The organism is Shinella sp. M27 (assembly GCF_049199905.1).
In the GTDB taxonomy this organism is placed as follows: Bacteria; Pseudomonadota; Alphaproteobacteria; order Rhizobiales; family Rhizobiaceae; genus Shinella.
In genome coordinates, this window is sequence record NZ_JBLZPK010000007.1 from 211,303 (window position 1) to 226,388 (window position 15,086).

Below are 15,086 nucleotides of genomic sequence, written 5' to 3' on the forward strand. Positions count from 1 at the left end.
CTGCCGGCCGATCCGCGAAAATTCACCCCCCACGTGACGCTGGCGCGCCTGCGCAACGTCCGCCCCGAGGACGTTGCGCACTACCTCACCGGCCGCGGCAATTTCTACACCAGTCCCTTTACGGTGAACCGCTTCGTGCTGATGTCCTCGAAGGAATCGGTCGGCGGCGGGCCTTATCTGACGGAAGAGGTGTTTCCGCTGTACGAGACTGGCGGTAGCTGGGATGGTGCGGATCTGCACGATCATCCGGTTTGACGGGGTTCATGGCTTCGGCATGAGGCCGTCGAGCAGGAAATTGAGGCCTTTCCGGAACGTGCTGTCCCAATCGTCGTCCAAGAGCAGACGGGAACCTTCGATCGTCGGATAGCGACGCTCGCCGGGATCAGCCAGGCGCTGCTGCGCCGCAGTGGGGGCGGCGCTCGGCGCCCTCGGCGCAAGGCCCGATCAGGTCTCGAAACTCACGGTCTTCGTGGTCGATCACGACATGTCCAAGCTCGATGTGCTGACCCGCAACGTCAAGCAGATGTTCGGCGATAGACTGCCCGCGCAAACGCTCGTTCCCGTGCCTAAATTGGCCATCGACCCCATGCTTTTCGAGGTTGAGGTCGTCGTGGTTCTGCAATAAGGCGTCATCGGTAAGGGGCCGGGAAAAGCATCGACTTTCACCTCCCCCCTTGCCATTCCCCGCCTCGATGGGCATCTGTTGCCTGCCGGACGTGTTCGGTAAGCGTTGAAACAGCCGGGGCGTGACTTGTCGCAAGCACCCATGATCTTGAGCGGCCGCGGGGTCACCGCGGTGCTCGGCCCGACCAATACGGGCAAGACCCACTACGCAATCGAGCGCATGGTGGCACATGAGACGGGCATTATCGGCCTGCCTCTGCGCCTCCTCGCGCGCGAGGTCTATACGCGGCTTGTCGACAAGGTCGGGCAGCACAATGTGGCGCTCATCACCGGTGAGGAGAAGATCACGCCGCATATGGCGCGCTTCTCGGTTTGCACGGTGGAGGCGATGCCGCGCGAGACGCGCGCCTCCTTCGTCGCCATCGACGAGGTGCAGCTCGCCGGCGATCTCGAACGCGGCCACATCTTCACCGACCGGGTGCTGCATCTGAGAGGCCGCGACGAGACGCTGCTGCTCGGTGCCGGCACCATGAAGCCGATCCTCGAGCAGATGCTGCCCGGCATCCATGTCATCGAGCGCCCGCGCCTCTCCCAGCTGTTCTATGCCGGCTCGAAGAAGATCACCCGCCTGCCGCAGCGCACCGCCATCGTCGCGTTTTCCGCCGACGAGGTCTATGCGATCGCCGAACTTATCCGCCGCCAGCGCGGCGGAGCCGCGGTGGTGCTGGGTGCACTCAGTCCACGCACCCGCAACGCACAGGTCGCGCTCTATCAGGAAGGCGATGTTGAATATCTCGTTGCCACCGACGCGATCGGCATGGGCCTCAATCTCGACGTCGACCATGTCGCCTTCGCGCAGGACAGAAAATTCGACGGCTACCAGTTCCGCAACCTGAACCCTGCCGAGCTTGCCCAGATCGCCGGCCGTGCCGGCCGGCACCTGCGCGATGGCACCTTCGGCGTGACGGGCCGCGTCGATCCCTTCGACGACGAGCTGGTCAAGCGCATCGAGACCCACCAGTTCGATCCGGTAAAGGTGCTGCAATGGCGCACGACGCGCTTCGACTATTCCTCGCTGCAATCGCTGCGTCTGTCGCTTGAGGCCGCCCCGCCGATCGCCGGACTGACGCGGGCTCTGCCGGCCGTGGACCAGCAGGCGCTCGAGCACCTTTCGCGTTATCCCGACGTTCGTGATCTTGCGACGACGCCGGAACGCGTGCAAAAACTCTGGGAGGCCTGCGCGCTTCCCGATTACCGCCGCATCACGCCCGCCCAGCACGCCGATCTCATCTCGACGCTCTATGCGGATCTCGTAAAGCGTGGCACGGTTAACGAGGATTTTATGGGAGATCAGGTCCGCCGCGCGGATCGCACCGATGGCGAAATCGACACGCTTTCGGCGCGAATCGCGCAGATAAGGACCTGGACCTATGTGTCGAATCGGCCCGGTTGGCTTGCCGATCCGACACACTGGCAGGAAAAGACGCGGGAAATCGAAGACCGATTGTCCGATGCGTTACATGAACGGTTGACGAAACGCTTTGTTGATCGCAGGACATCTGTGCTCATGAAGCGCCTGAGAGAGAATGCAATGTTGGAAGCTGAAATCAGTGTGAATGGCGATGTCTTCGTGGAAGGACATCATGTCGGGCAGTTGGCCGGTTTCCGGTTCACGCTCGTCTCCGGAACGGAAGGTCCCGACGCGAAGGCCGTGCAGGCTGCCGCGCAGAAGGCGCTCGCGCTGGAGTTCGAAGCCCGGGCTGCGCGCCTGCATGCCGCCGGCAATTCCGACCTCGCGCTCGGTTCCGATGGCACGGTGCGCTGGCTCGGCGATCCCGTCGCCCGCCTCGCCGCTTCCGATCACATCATGCGCCCGCGCGTCATCCTGCTCTCCGACGAGCAGCTGACGGGCAATGCGCGCGACCACGTCGCTGCCCGCATCGAGCGTTTCGTAAACCATCACATCGCGACCGTGCTGAAGCCGCTCGACGATCTCTCGCGCGCGGAAGACCTGCAGGGGCTCGCCAAGGGCCTCGCTTTCCAGCTCGTCGAAAATCTCGGCGTATTGTTCCGCCGCGATGTCGCCGATGACGTCAAGACACTCGACCAAGATGCCCGTGCCTCCATGCGCAAGCACGGCATCCGCTTCGGTGCCTACCACATCTTCATGCCGGCGCTTTTGAAGCCCGCCCCGGCCGAACTCATCACGCTTCTCTGGGCGCTGAAGAATGACGGCCTCGACAAGCCGGGTTATGGCGACCTGATCCCGGTGCTCGCCGCCGGCCGCACCTCCGTCGTCACGGATCCGAGCTTCGAGCGCGCCTTCTACAAGCTCGCCGGCTTCCGGTTCCTCGGCAAGCGCGCCGTGCGCATCGATATCCTCGAGCGCCTCGCAGACCTCATTCGTCCGCTTCTCCAGTGGAAGCCCGGCACACCGCGTCCGGACGGCGCCTATGACGGCCGCCGCTTCACCGCGACGACCGCCATGCTCTCCATCCTCGGCGCCACGCCCGACGACATGGAAGAGATCCTCAAGGGTCTCGGCTACCGCGCCGATAGCGTGAAGCCGGAAGAAGCCGCCGCCTTCCTCGCCGCGCAGGCTCCGGCCGCAGCAGCAGCCGAAACCCCGGCGGAAGCGGCAACGGAAACCTCCGACGAGCACGATTCCGATGCGTCGGACGACAGCGAAGCCCCGGCGACAGCTGTTGAAGCACTCGCTGCTGAAGCTCCGGCAGCGGTGGAAGCCGCCGCCGAAGGCGAAGCGGTCGAAGCCAAGCCCGTCCTGCTCTGGCGTCCCGGCTCGCGCCACGACAACCAGCGCCAGGGCGGCCATCGCCATGGCGGCGAGCGTCAGGGTGATCGCAACGGCGAACGCCAGGGCGACCGTCTGGACCGGGGCGACCGCCGCGGCGGCGACCGCAACCGTGGCCAGCAGGCCGGTGAACGGGGCGAGCGCGGCGAACGCCGTGACGGCGGCCGTGGTGGCCGTCCGGATCAGGGCAAGGGTGGCCGCGACGGAAAGCCGCAGGGCGGCAACCGCCCGGACCGCGGCGATCGCAACGAGCGTTCGGCAAAGCCCCAGCAAGCGAAATTCGAGGCCCGGCCACCCCGCAAGGAGAAGCCGATCGATCCGGATTCGCCCTTCGCAAAGCTCGCAGCGCTCAAGGAGCAGCTGAAGAAGTAAGGCATGACGCGACACGAAGAACAGCCCGCCGCGCGCCAGCGCATCGACAAGTGGCTGTTCTTCGCGCGCCTGCGCAAATCCCGTTCGCTTGCCGCGAAATCCGTCGAAGCGGGCGATATCAGGGTCAACGATCTCGCCATCCGCCAGCCCTCGCATATGGTGCGGCCGGGCGACGTGATCGTGCTCTCGCTCGACCGCCACGACATGGTGGTGAAGGTGCTGTTGCCGGGCGAGCGCCGCGGTCCCTACGAGGAAGCCCGCCTGCTCTATCACGACATAACGCCACCCCGGCCGCCGCGCGAGGAACGCACTCTTTTTGCGCAGGCGACGCGCGAGCGCGGCAGCGGTCGACCGACGAAACGCGAGCGCCGCGAGACCGACCGGCTGCATGGCGGCCCCGGCAACGACGAGGATTAGAATTCTATACCTCCCGGGGGCATAAAGGCGCATGTATTGCGCTTGCAAAGCGTCGGCAAAGCCTTTACCTCCACCATCGACAGCCTTGCGCGGGTGAGGCGTTTCGCCCCGGCCAGCCGGCCTTTTCACCGGTGAGCCACCGCCCGCTTCGTGACGTTTCTGGAGTTCCTCATGACGTATGTCGTGACCGACAACTGCATCCGCTGCAAGTACATGGACTGCGTGGAAGTGTGCCCCGTCGACTGTTTCTACGAGGGTGAGAACTTCCTCGTGATCCATCCCGACGAATGCATCGATTGCGGCGTCTGCGAGCCGGAATGTCCCGCCGAGGCGATCAAGCCGGATACCGAGCCGGGCCTCGACAAGTGGCTGAAGGTGAACACGGAATTCGCCGCGATCTGGCCCAATATCACCGTCAAGCGGGATGCCATGCCCGAGGCCAAGGAAATGGACGGCGTCGAGAACAAGTACGAGCAGTTCTTCTCGCCGAATCCGGGCCAGGGCGACTGAGCGTCGCCACCGGCGACAAGCGATCTGGGGAAAAAAGCCTGCCCGCGCCAAAAGGCGATGGGACAGGCTTGATGACCCATGCGAAGCAAATTATTGATTTCGGCACTTTTTTGTGGTAGGGTCCTGATACTGATCCAATTCGCGGCATTTCGCGTGCCCGAACACCACCACGAAAGCAAACGATCCCTCAACGACGCTCACCTCCCATAGGCAACTCCGGTTGCTCAAATGTGAACGCGTCGCCGGGGACTTTTTTGCGCATGGAGGGTGGACCAGAGTGGTGACACCGCAACGGTGCCCCCCGTTTTTCCCGGGTCCCCAGACCCACCCGGCCTCCGCCGGGAGCGTAACAGGGAGTATTTGAACAGAATGACGACCCAGCAGAAGAAATCCTCCACGCGCCATGGCTTCAAGACCGGCGAGTCGATCGTCTATCCCGCTCACGGCGTTGGCCAGATCATCGCCATCGAAGAGCAGGAAGTCGCCGGCATGAAGCTCGAGCTTTTTGTCATCGATTTCGAAAAGGACAAGATGCGCCTCAAGGTGCCGGTTGCCAAGGCCGTTTCCATCGGCATGCGCAAACTGTCGGAGACCGATTTCGTTGAGCGTGCGCTGAAGGTTGTCCAGGGCAAGGCCCGTGTGAAGCGCACCATGTGGTCGCGCCGCGCGCAGGAATATGATGCCAAGATCAATTCCGGCGACCTGATCTCGATCGCCGAAGTGGTCCGCGACCTTTACCGCGCCGAAAACCAGCCGGAACAGTCCTATTCCGAGCGTCAGCTTTATGAAGCCGCCCTCGACCGCATGGCCCGTGAAATCGCCGCCGTGAACAAGATGTCGGAGACCGAAGCTGTCCGCCTCGTCGAGACGAACCTTGCAAAGGGTCCGAAGCGCGGCAAGGCCATCGAAGAAGACGATAGCCAGGACGAAGCGGCCTGATTTAGGGCACTGTCTGAACTTTTAAAGCCCGGCTGGCGACAGCCGGGTTTTTTATTGGAACTTTTTTGCGTCTTCGCCGTTCTGGTGCCGAGAACGACCGCTTGCAAAAGGGGCCGGCGCCGTGGCGTCACCACGAATTTTGTCCGAAAACCGCTTTCGGCCATTCGCCGCCTTTGCTGAAACGTCTTCTCTCAAGGGCGACAGGGCGGGCGCGCGCCTCCCTGAGCCGGTTCGGCTTACGTGGAGAGATGCCATGGCTACGACGACCGCAGACCGCCGCATGATCAAGCTTGCCATGTCCGCTCCCTATCTGGAGCGCGACGAGGAGCAGGCCCTGGCCCAAGCCTGGAAAGACAACAAGGACCAGGAAGCCCGCAACCGCATCGCCATGGCCCATATGCGCCTTGTCGTTTCGATGGCCGGCAAGTTCCGCAACTTCGGCCTTCCCATCGGCGATCTCGTGCAGGAAGGCTATATCGGCCTCTTGGAAGCTGCCGCCCGCTTCGAGCCGGAGCGGCAGGTGCGCTTCTCCACCTATGCCAGCTGGTGGATCCGCGCCTCCATTCAGGATTACGTGCTGCGCAACTGGTCGATCGTTCGCGGTGGCACCAGCTCGGCGCAAAAGGCCCTCTTCTTCAATTTGAGACGTCTGCGTGCCCGCCTTGCTCGCGGCGACAGCTACCTTACCAGCGAGGCGATGCACCAGGAGATCGCCGCGGCGATCGGCGTCAGCACCGCCGACGTGCGCACTATGGATGCCCGTCTCTCATCCTCCGACATTTCCCTCCAGGCCCCGATCTCCACTGGCGAAGGTGAGGGGTCGAGCCGGATAGACTTCCTGACCAGCGACGCCCCGCTTCCCGACGAGCAGGCGCAGGACAGCATCGACGGCGAACGCCGCCATCATTGGCTACATGCAGCCCTTGGCCAGCTCAATGAGCGCGAAATGAAGATTATTCGCGCCCGTCGGCTCGCTGAAAATGGGGCTACGCTGGAGGAGCTGGGAACGGTGCTTGGAATTTCCAAGGAGCGCGTGCGCCAGATCGAGAACCGGGCGCTGGAAAAGCTGAAGGCCGTGCTTGTCAGCAAGACGACGGATTTCGCCTACGCCTGAGGCGTTTTGCCGGTGGAAAGAATCCTCGGGCTTGACCCGAGGATTCGCGCGGCGCGGAACGCCCCGAAGGGCATTCCCTTCACTCGCTGATGATCTTGAATTTTTCGCCCGGCCGCACCGTGCTCGTCGCCGTCATCGCGTTGATGAGGCGGAAGAGATCGAGCTTGCGCGTGGTGCCCATCATGCGGCCGGCGAGCGTGGCGACCGTATCGCCGGGGCGTGCCGTCACGACGCGGACGCGCAACGGCTTCAGCGAGGCGACCTCGGCCGGTGTCAACTTGCGGAACGAGCTCTTGAGAATTGCCGCCGTCGGCTCCAGCGCCTTCGAACCCGCCGGCACGGCCGTCAGGAAGCGGTAGATCTGCTTGTCGATGCGCACGACCGTGACGTCGAATTCCCAGCGGTCGGCGGCCGCCTTGGCGGTCGCGGCCTCAAGACCGTTCAGCGAAATAGGACGGATCGTCTCCGGCTTCAGGCCGGTTACCCAGCCGCTCGAAATGTAGTTGACGAGGTCCTGTCCACGGCTGTCGGCTACGCCGTCGAAGCGGATGGCGACATCGCCCGGGCCGGTCGCCAGAACCGCGTCGGCCTTGTTGTCGATCTGGAAGCCGTTGGGCACGTCGAAGCGGATGCCGAGCTTGCCATGCATGAAGGTCTGACCGCGCACATAGCCTTCCTCCGGCGCATCGCCGTAGAGCAGGCCGTCGATGCCGGCGAGATAATAGTCGCGGCCGCGATCGCCGATCGTGCCTTCCGCCCCGAAGGCGCGGGCATGCAGGCGCGCCAGCTCCACGCGCTGCGGCGCGTTGGGGTGGCTCGACAGGAAGTCGAGGCTCTGGTCGTTGTCGGGATCGACCGCCGTGAAGCGGGCATAGGCCGCCATGGAATCGAGGAAGCGCGCGGCGGCATAGGGGTCGTACCCCGCTTCGCCCAGCATGCGCACGCCGATCACGTCGGCCTGGAGTTCCTGGTTGCGCGAGAAGGCCGCGAGCCTGAGCTTGCCGCGCGCCAGCGCCTGCTTGCCTGCAATGTTGCTGGAGAGCACTTCTGCCACCACGCGGCTGGCGATGACTTCGGCCTCTTCCTTCTTCTGCCGCTCGATGCCGTGATTGGCCGTCACGTGCGCCATTTCGTGCGACAGCACGGCGGCGACTTCCGAGGCGTCGTTGGCAAGCGCCAGCAGGCCGCGCGTCACATAGAGATAGCCGCCCGGCAGCGCGAAGGCGTTGATGGCGGGCGAATTCAGGATGGTGATTCGATAGGACTGGTTGGGATTTTCCGAAACGATCGTCAGCGCGCCGGTGATGCGCGCGACGAGTTTCTCCGTCTTGGCATCCTTGTATTCGCCGCCATAGCTCGCGACGATGCGGGGATGCTCACGCGCCCCCATCTGGGCGCGCGGATCGTTCTTCTGCACCTCGTCGACGATCTGCGGATTGGAGGAAGGTGAGATCGTCGGCTCGTAGGTCTGCTCGATGATCGACTGGCAGCCGGCCAGCAGCGTGCCGGCGAGCATCAGCGCCGCGATGGGTCTCAAAACCCCGCGCCCGGATACCGTTGCAGCTTCCTGCGTTACCTTCGCCATCTCTTTTGCCCACGTCCCCTGATGGGTTCACGCCCGCCTTGCAGCCCTAAGGTGCAGCGCAGGTGCAAAAATTCGCGTCCTCATAGGGATGAGATAGACGCACCACACCCGGCCGGCAACTCCCTGGTCGACAAACGGTTCCCTTGTGGCTCCGGTGACACAGGTGGGCGTCCAAATTGTGGCGCGACATCCCGTCAAAAGACAACTCCTCCGGCTAAATGGTGGTGTGGCCGAGGAATTTTGCAACTGCCGGCGGCTCGCGGCGGGACAGGAAGTCGCGCGCCGGCTCGTCCAGCAGGATGACGCCCGCCTCCAGGAACATCACCTCTCCGGCAAGCCGGCGGATATCGTCGGGCTGGTGGGTGATGAACAGCATGGTGCTTTTCGTCTCGGCGTGCAGTTCCGAAAGCAGCCGCGCCATATCCGCGCGCATGGCGGGATCGAGCGCTGCGAAGGGTTCGTCGAGCAGCAGGATCGGCCGGCGGCGCACCAGCGCGCGGGCAAGTGCTACGCGCTGCCGCTCGCCGCCGGAGAGCGAGCCGGGCAGCCGTCGCTCATAGCCGCCGAGCCCGACGCGCGAAAGGGCTGCAAACACGCTCTGGCGCTGGGCAACATCGAGCTTGAGGCCCGGATGGATGCCGAGCGCCACATTGTCGGCGATGGTGAGATGGGCGAAGAGATTGTTGTCCTGGAAGATGATGGAGACCGGCCGCTCGGCCGGGTCGCGCCCGGCCATATCCTCGCCGAGCAGCGTGACGCTGCCGGAGGCCGGTTTCTGGAAACCGGCGATGACGTTGAACAGCGTCGATTTGCCGGCACCCGAGGGACCCGCGACTGCGACGGCCGCACCGGATGGAATGGCGCAGTCGAAGGCGAGCCGCTTCTCCTCGAAACGCACGGTGACGTCAGTCAGGCGAATGGCGGTATCAGGCATCGGCGGACGGGCTTTCGGTTGGGCGCTCGGCGGCTGTGGAGGGCAGCGTCAGCAGCAGACATATCACGCCGAGAATGAGGGCGATGCCTGCTGCATCCGCGGTGCGGTAGCTCGCCATGCGCGAGAACAGCAGCCAGGGCAGTGTCGCAAAACCTTCCGCACCGAAAATCGCGACGGCGCTCAAGTCGCCCAGCGACAGCGCCATGGCGAAGGCGAAGGCGGTGAGGAACGGTTTTTTCAGTGCCGGCCAGTCGATCCATCGCAGGCGATGCATCCCGGTGACGCCAAGGCTGAGCGCAAGTCGGGCGGTGCGCGTGAGGTGCGTACTGTAGGCCGGCTCCAGCACGCGCACGACGAAGGGCAGCGCCATCAACGCATTGATGACGGTGATGATGACGGGCGCGAAACGCCCGGTCTCGCCGAAGGTGCGCAGCATCAGGAACCAGCCGGTCGCCACCACGACCGGCGGCACCAGCAGGATCAGCGATCCCGTCGCAGGCAGCGCCCGTGCCATCAGTCGCGTTGCAAGTCCCGCGCCGCTCGTCTCGGCCAGGCGCGGCACCAGCACGATGGGCAGCGCGATGGCGAGGCTGAGGCAGCCGGAGGCGAAGGATATGGCAAGGCTGGTGGCGAGCGCCCGGTGCAGCAAAGGATCGAGCGCCAGCCGGCCGAAATCGGCCGCAAGGCCAGAGACGAGCGTCGCGGCAAGCGGTGCTGCGGTGAAAAGCGAGAAGGCGAGCAGGATGAGGCCATCGGACAGGCGGCGGCGCCGGCCGTCGAAGCGCCTGATATCGCGCCCCGCCGTCATGCCCTCTTCCGGCGGGCGGCCGAACAGCGAGAGCAGCCAGATCAGCGCCGCCGTGACGGCGATCTGCAAGCCGGATAGCAGCACGGCGCGCTGCGGATCGAAATCGAAGCGCAGCGCCTGATAGATCGCCACCTCTATGGTGGTTGCCGCCGGCCCGCCGCCGAGCGTCAGCACCACGGTGAAGCTTGCCGCGCAGAGCATGAAGATCAGGCCGGCAATGCCCGGCAGGACGCGCCTTATGACCGGCCACTCGATGAGCCGGAAGGTCGCGCCGCTGCCCATGCCGAGATTGGCCGAGGTCAGCCAGTATTCCGGCGGGATGCGGTCGAGTGCCGCCAGCAGGAACCGCGCGGCGAGCGGCAGGTTGAAGAAGACATGGGCGATCAGGATGCCGGCAAGGCCATAGACGCTGACGGGGCTTTCCAGCCCACCAAGCCGCAGCAGGTCGTTGACGACGCCCTGCCGCCCCCAGATTTCGATGATGCCGAGGGCCGCCACCAGCGACGGCAGGCCGAGCGGCACGACGGAGAGCCTGAGGATCCAGACGCGACCGGGAAAGGTCCGCTGGCGGGCAAGTGCCCGGGCAACGGGAATGGCGAGCACCACCGACAGGAGCGTCGAGAGCGTCGCCTGCATCAGCGTGAACTGCGCCACCCGCCAGGTATAGGCATCGAAGAGCGGGGCGCCGCTGCCGCCCGCATGGGCGAGCAGCACCGCCGTTGCCGCGCCCGCGAAGACGAGCACGAAGCCGAGGGCAAGGCCCCCGGCGACACGCAGTGTGCGTCGTTCCGCGCGGGCGAACATGTTCAGCCGCTCCTTACTTGGCGCTCATTACGGCCAGCCATTCGTCGATCCAGGCCTTGCGATTGGCGGCGACTTCGTCCGACGACATCAGGAAGGTCTTTTCCGGCTTGACCAGTGCGTCGAAGGCGGCGGGCAGCGGATCCTTCGTCTTGGCGGCCGGCATCATCCAGTTGGTTTCCGGAATGATCGACTGGAAATCCGGGCTGGTCATGAAGGTCAGGAACTGGTGGGCAAGGTCCTTGTCGTGCGAGGTGCGCGTCAGGCCGGCAACCTCGATCTGCACATAGTGGCCCTCGGAGAAGGCGGCTGCCTTATAGCGCTCGGTCTTTTCCGCGATCACGTGATAGGCCGGCGAGGTCGTGTAGGAGAGCACCATCGGCGCCTCGCCCTTGGTGAACAGGCCATAGGCTTCCGACCAGCCGGGCGTGACGGTCAGCACGCGGTCCTTCAGCTTGCCCCAGGCCTCGCCCGCCTTGTCGCCATAGACGGATTTCACCCAGAGCAGCAGGCCGAGGCCCGGCGTCGAAGTGCGTGGATCCTCGATGACGATCTTTTGCGACGGATCGCCCTCGACCAGTTCCTTCAGGCTCGTCGGCGGGTTTTTCACCGTCTCGCTGTCATAGACGACGGCGAAGTGGCCGTAGTCATAGGGCAGGAAGGTGTCGTCGGAAAAACCGCCGGGCACCGTCAGGTTATCAGGCGAAAGGCCGTGCGCCTCGAAAAGACCGGTCGCCTTCGCCTCGGTGATGAGGCTGGTGTCGAGCCCGAGCACGACATCGGCCTTGGTGCCCTCGCCTTCGAGCTTCAGTCGGGTCAGGAGCTCCACGCCGTCGGCGACACCGACCCATTCGACCGTGCAGCCGCAGGTCTTTTCGAACGCTTCCTTGACCTTCGGGCCGGGGCCCCAGTCGGAAACGAAGCTCTCATAGGTATAGACGGTGAGCGTCTTTTCCTGTGCGAAGGCGGGCAGGGCGAGGGAAACGGCGAACGCCGCGATGGAGGAAAAAACTGTCTTGCGCATCAGCGCCTCCTTGTTTCGTCAAAAACGGGAATAGGGCGCTGGATTGTGCCGTCTAATCCCTCCGCCGGTACAAACCGGATCAGGTTCTTCGGGTTGGCGGTGAGGCCTCTCAGCCCGCAAACCTGCAGGCACCCCGTTAGAGCGGAAAAAGGCATAATCCCGGAAACGCCGCGGCGCAAGGGGTGGATGCGCGCAAGCGGGGCGGCCGGCCCTGTTCCATCCGGAACAGCGGCATGGGTAGGGATATGAGACCTTCAGATCACCGGATGAGAGAGGCTCATCGTTAACCGATCAGGAGAGACCCCATGCGCAAGATCATCGTTTCCGCCACCGTTGCCCTTATCGCTGCCGTCTCCTTCGCAGCGCCTTCTCAGGCCGGCTACTACAGCTACGATTATCAGCCGTACTGCTTCATCAAGAAGATCAAGTCCTACGACTACTACGGCAATGTGATCATCAAGCGCATCAAGGTCTGCCGCTAAGCGAACCCGTCCCTGACCTCCCCGAGACCCGGATGTTCCCCTGCATCCGGGTCTTTTGCCGTTCGGGCCTATGCGGCGGCGCCAAACTCTTTCCCTTTCGCCGGAACATGCGCTAAGGGCATCAGCCATGACCATACCGGCCCCGATAGACCAGACCTTCGTCGTCCTTCTCGGCGGCGCGCTTGCGGTGACGCCGCGGGTGCGGGCCGATATTGTCGGTGCGCGCTTCGTGGCGGCCGATGGTGGCATGCGGCATGCCGCAGCGCTCGGTGTGACGCCGGAAATCTGGGTCGGCGATTTCGATTCGACGCCGGACGATCTCATCGCCGCCTGGCCCGGTGTCGACCGCCAGCCCTATCCCGTCGCCAAGAACGAGACCGACGGGGCGATCGCCGTGTCCGTCGCGACCGAACGCGGCGCGAAGGATATCGTGCTGGTCGGCGCGCTTGGTGGCGAGCGCAGCGACCATGCGCTGATGCACCTGCTTCATGCGGTGTCGCTGGCCGAAGACGGCTATGCGATCAAGCTCACCTCCGGCGAGGAGGAGGCGTGGCCACTGTTGCCGGGCAGCCTCGACATCAACCTGCCCAAGGGTTGCCTGTTTTCGATCCTCGGCCTTTCGCCGCTGTCGGGCCTCTTCATCGGCAATGTGCGCTATCCGCTCAATGATTTTTCGTTGCCCTTCGGCTCCTCGCGCACCATTTCCAATGTCGCCGAAGGCCCGATCCGCCTTTCGCTTGCCTCCGGCCGCGCGATCCTCATCGCCCGGCCCTATGACCTTTCAGGAGCCTGACCCTTGGCACCGCCCATCCTCAAACTCGACGATATCTTCCTGAGTTTCGGCGGCACGCCGCTGCTTGCCGGCGCGAGCCTGCAAGTGGAGCCCGGCGACCGAATCTCGCTTGTCGGCCGCAACGGCTCGGGCAAGTCGACGCTGATGAAGATCGCCGCCGGCCTTGCCGAGGCGCAGTCGGGCGAAGTGTTCCGCCACCCCTCCGCGACTATCCGCTACCTGCACCAGGCACCGGATTTCGATGGTTACGACACGGTCGCGGCCTATGCCGAAGCCGGGCTTGGCCCGAGCGACGATCCGTACCGCGTCACCTATCTGCTCGAACATCTCGGCCTCGACGGCACGGAAGACCCGAAGTCGCTGTCGGGCGGCGAGGCGCGCCGCGCCGCACTTGCCCGCGTCATGGCGCCGGAGCCGGACATTCTTCTGCTCGACGAGCCGACCAACCATCTCGATCTTCCGACCATCGAATGGCTGGAAGGCGAGCTGCAATCGACCCGCTCGGCGCTCGTCGTCATCTCGCACGACCGTCGTTTCCTCGAAAAGGTCTCGAACGCCACCGTCTGGCTCGATCGCGGCCAGTCGCGCCGGCTCAACCGCGGTTTCGGCCATTTCGAAGCCTGGCGCGATGAGGTGCTGGAAGCCGAGGAGCTGGAGCAGCACAAGCTCGGCAAAGCGATCGAGCGCGAGGAGCACTGGCTGCGCTACGGCGTGACGGCACGCCGCAAGCGTAACATGCGCCGTCTCGGCGCGCTGCACGATCTGCGCTCGCGTTATCGCGGCCACAAGGGCCCGCAGGGCAGTGTGCAGGCCAGCGCCTCCGATGCGCAGGAATCCGGCAAGCTTGTCATCGAGGCGGAAAAGATCACCAAGGCCTACGGCGAGCGCACCATCGTCGCGCCCTTCTCGATCCGCGTGCACCGGGGCGATTGCATCGGCCTCGTCGGCCCGAACGGTGCCGGCAAGACGACGCTGCTGAAAATGCTGACCGGCCAGCTGGAACCCGACAGCGGTACGGTGAAGCTCGGCACCAATCTGGAGATCGCCACGCTCGACCAGCGCCGCGAGGACCTGAATCTCGATGATACGCTCGCCCATTACCTCACCGATGGGCGCGGCGAAAACCTGCTGGTCAATGGCGAGCAGCGCCACGTCACCGGCTATATGAAGGAATTCCTCTTCCAGCCGGAACAGGCCCGCACGCCGATCCGCAACCTCTCGGGCGGCGAGCGCGCTCGGTTGATGCTGGCGCGCATCCTGTCGCGCCCGACCAACCTTTTGATCCTCGACGAACCGACCAACGACCTCGACATCGAGACGCTGGACCTGTTGCAGGAGATCGTCGCCGGCTTTGCCGGCACGGTCCTGCTCGTCAGCCACGACCGCGACTTCCTCGACCGCACCGTCACCTCGACCATCGCCCCCGCCGATCCGGAAAACCCTGATGGTCGCTGGATCGAATATGCCGGCGGCTATACCGACATGATGGCGCAGCGCCGCGGTGCGATCGAAGAGAAGCGCAAGGCGGAAAAGGCCGAGAAGGCGAAGGCGGCGGAAGCAGCACCCGCCGCAGCCTCCTCCGACAGCAAGGCCAAGGGCAAGCTCTCCTACAAGCAGAAATTCGCGCTAGAAAACCTGCCGAAGGAGATGGAGAAGGCGGAAAAGGAGATCGCCGCCCGCGAGGCGAAGATGGCCGATCCCAACCTCTTCACCAAGGACCCCGCCACCTTCAACAAGCTCGCCGCCGAGATGGAAAAGCTGCGCGCCTCGCTGACGAAGATGGAAGAGGAATGGCTGGAGCTGGAAATGCTGCGGGAGGAACTGGAGGGCTGAGCCCTTTCCGGACGCATGTCGCCGCCACCCCCCCTCGT

Annotated in this window: 13 protein-coding genes, 2 pseudogenes and 1 riboswitch; of the genes and pseudogenes, 10 read left to right on the plus strand and 5 right to left on the minus strand. The window is 64.5% G+C overall.

Annotation, left to right across the window (positions count from 1 at the left end; genetic code table 11):
• Positions 1–255: 2'-5' RNA ligase family protein (locus ACOZK4_RS02155; protein ID WP_421590150.1), on the plus strand; the 255-nt coding region annotated here is incomplete at its 5' end.
• Between the two features lie 6 nt (positions 256–261).
• Here the strand turns inward: ACOZK4_RS02155 and ACOZK4_RS02160 are convergent.
• A pseudogene (locus ACOZK4_RS02160) lies at positions 262–405 on the minus strand (TetR/AcrR family transcriptional regulator); the annotation flags it as partial.
• Positions 406–415: 10 nt separating this feature from the next.
• Here ACOZK4_RS02160 and ACOZK4_RS02165 point away from each other — a divergent pair.
• The 6 genes and pseudogenes from ACOZK4_RS02165 to ACOZK4_RS02190 form a co-directional block, all read left to right on the plus strand.
• A pseudogene (locus ACOZK4_RS02165) lies at positions 416–625 on the plus strand (Rid family hydrolase); the annotation flags it as partial.
• Between the two features lie 141 nt (positions 626–766).
• Positions 767–3,808: a helicase-related protein gene (locus tag ACOZK4_RS02170; RefSeq protein ID WP_421590152.1), complete on the plus strand. Its 3,042-nt coding sequence runs from the start codon at positions 767–769 to the stop codon at positions 3,806–3,808.
• Between the two features lie 3 nt (positions 3,809–3,811).
• Positions 3,812–4,225: an RNA-binding S4 domain-containing protein gene (locus ACOZK4_RS02175; protein WP_421590153.1), complete on the plus strand. Its 414-nt coding sequence runs from the start codon at positions 3,812–3,814 to the stop codon at positions 4,223–4,225.
• A 171-nt stretch (positions 4,226–4,396) separates the two neighbouring features.
• Entirely contained in the window at positions 4,397–4,735 is a 339-nt protein-coding gene (gene fdxA, locus ACOZK4_RS02180; protein WP_313532594.1) for a ferredoxin FdxA, read from the plus strand.
• 369 nt (positions 4,736–5,104) lie between these two features.
• Positions 5,105–5,674: a CarD family transcriptional regulator gene (locus tag ACOZK4_RS02185; protein ID WP_313532595.1), complete on the plus strand. Its 570-nt coding sequence runs from the start codon at positions 5,105–5,107 to the stop codon at positions 5,672–5,674.
• A 253-nt stretch (positions 5,675–5,927) separates the two neighbouring features.
• Entirely contained in the window at positions 5,928–6,788 is an 861-nt protein-coding gene (locus tag ACOZK4_RS02190; protein ID WP_421590154.1) for an RNA polymerase factor sigma-32, read from the plus strand.
• Between the two features lie 79 nt (positions 6,789–6,867).
• Here ACOZK4_RS02190 and ACOZK4_RS02195 read toward each other — a convergent pair whose 3' ends face one another.
• From ACOZK4_RS02195 to thiB, 4 genes are all read right to left on the minus strand, one after another.
• Positions 6,868–8,304: a M48 family metalloprotease gene (locus tag ACOZK4_RS02195; RefSeq protein WP_421590176.1), complete on the minus strand. Its 1,437-nt coding sequence runs from the start codon at positions 8,302–8,304 to the stop codon at positions 6,868–6,870.
• 283 nt (positions 8,305–8,587) lie between these two features.
• The gene (thiQ, locus tag ACOZK4_RS02200) at positions 8,588–9,307 is read right to left on the minus strand and encodes a thiamine ABC transporter ATP-binding protein (protein ID WP_421590155.1); all 720 of its coding nucleotides are present in this window, start codon (positions 9,305–9,307) and stop codon (positions 8,588–8,590) included.
• The gene (gene thiP / locus ACOZK4_RS02205; RefSeq protein WP_421590156.1) at positions 9,300–10,919 is read right to left on the minus strand and encodes a thiamine/thiamine pyrophosphate ABC transporter permease; all 1,620 of its coding nucleotides are present in this window, start codon (positions 10,917–10,919) and stop codon (positions 9,300–9,302) included. The genes thiQ and thiP overlap by 8 nt, the downstream gene beginning before the upstream one ends.
• 13 nt (positions 10,920–10,932) lie before the next feature.
• Positions 10,933–11,940: a thiamine ABC transporter substrate binding subunit gene (gene thiB / locus ACOZK4_RS02210; protein WP_421590157.1), complete on the minus strand. Its 1,008-nt coding sequence runs from the start codon at positions 11,938–11,940 to the stop codon at positions 10,933–10,935.
• A 39-nt stretch (positions 11,941–11,979) separates the two neighbouring features.
• Positions 11,980–12,086, minus strand: a riboswitch (TPP riboswitch).
• A 159-nt stretch (positions 12,087–12,245) separates the two neighbouring features.
• Here thiB and ACOZK4_RS02215 point away from each other — a divergent pair.
• The 3 genes from ACOZK4_RS02215 to ACOZK4_RS02225 all read left to right on the plus strand — a co-directional run bounded on the left by ACOZK4_RS02215 (position 12,246) and on the right by ACOZK4_RS02225 (position 15,048).
• Complete coding sequence (locus tag ACOZK4_RS02215; protein ID WP_421590158.1) at positions 12,246–12,422, plus strand: hypothetical protein; 177 nt, start codon at positions 12,246–12,248, stop codon at positions 12,420–12,422.
• A 127-nt stretch (positions 12,423–12,549) separates the two neighbouring features.
• Positions 12,550–13,215: a thiamine diphosphokinase gene (locus ACOZK4_RS02220; RefSeq protein ID WP_421590160.1), complete on the plus strand. Its 666-nt coding sequence runs from the start codon at positions 12,550–12,552 to the stop codon at positions 13,213–13,215.
• A gap of 3 nt (positions 13,216–13,218) precedes the next feature.
• Positions 13,219–15,048, plus strand: a complete 1,830-nt coding sequence (locus tag ACOZK4_RS02225; protein ID WP_421590161.1) for an ABC-F family ATP-binding cassette domain-containing protein — start codon at positions 13,219–13,221, stop codon at positions 15,046–15,048.
• The last annotated feature ends 38 nt before the right edge of the window (positions 15,049–15,086 follow it).

Coding starts and splice junctions, on each gene's coding strand:
- ACOZK4_RS02220 (WP_421590160.1), top strand. CDS start 12,550: ATGACCATACCGGCCCCGATAGACCAGACCTTCGTCGTCCTTCTCGGC.
- ACOZK4_RS02175 (WP_421590153.1), top strand. CDS start 3,812: ATGACGCGACACGAAGAACAGCCCGCCGCGCGCCAGCGCATCGACAAG.
- thiQ (WP_421590155.1), bottom strand. CDS start 9,307: ATGCCTGATACCGCCATTCGCCTGACTGACGTCACCGTGCGTTTCGAG.
- ACOZK4_RS02215 (WP_421590158.1), top strand. CDS start 12,246: ATGCGCAAGATCATCGTTTCCGCCACCGTTGCCCTTATCGCTGCCGTC.
- fdxA (WP_313532594.1), top strand. CDS start 4,397: ATGACGTATGTCGTGACCGACAACTGCATCCGCTGCAAGTACATGGAC.
- thiP (WP_421590156.1), bottom strand. CDS start 10,919: ATGTTCGCCCGCGCGGAACGACGCACACTGCGTGTCGCCGGGGGCCTT.
- ACOZK4_RS02185 (WP_313532595.1), top strand. CDS start 5,105: ATGACGACCCAGCAGAAGAAATCCTCCACGCGCCATGGCTTCAAGACC.
- ACOZK4_RS02195 (WP_421590176.1), bottom strand. CDS start 8,304: ATGCTCGCCGGCACGCTGCTGGCCGGCTGCCAGTCGATCATCGAGCAG.
- thiB (WP_421590157.1), bottom strand. CDS start 11,940: ATGCGCAAGACAGTTTTTTCCTCCATCGCGGCGTTCGCCGTTTCCCTC.
- ACOZK4_RS02190 (WP_421590154.1), top strand. CDS start 5,928: ATGGCTACGACGACCGCAGACCGCCGCATGATCAAGCTTGCCATGTCC.
- ACOZK4_RS02170 (WP_421590152.1), top strand. CDS start 767: ATGATCTTGAGCGGCCGCGGGGTCACCGCGGTGCTCGGCCCGACCAAT.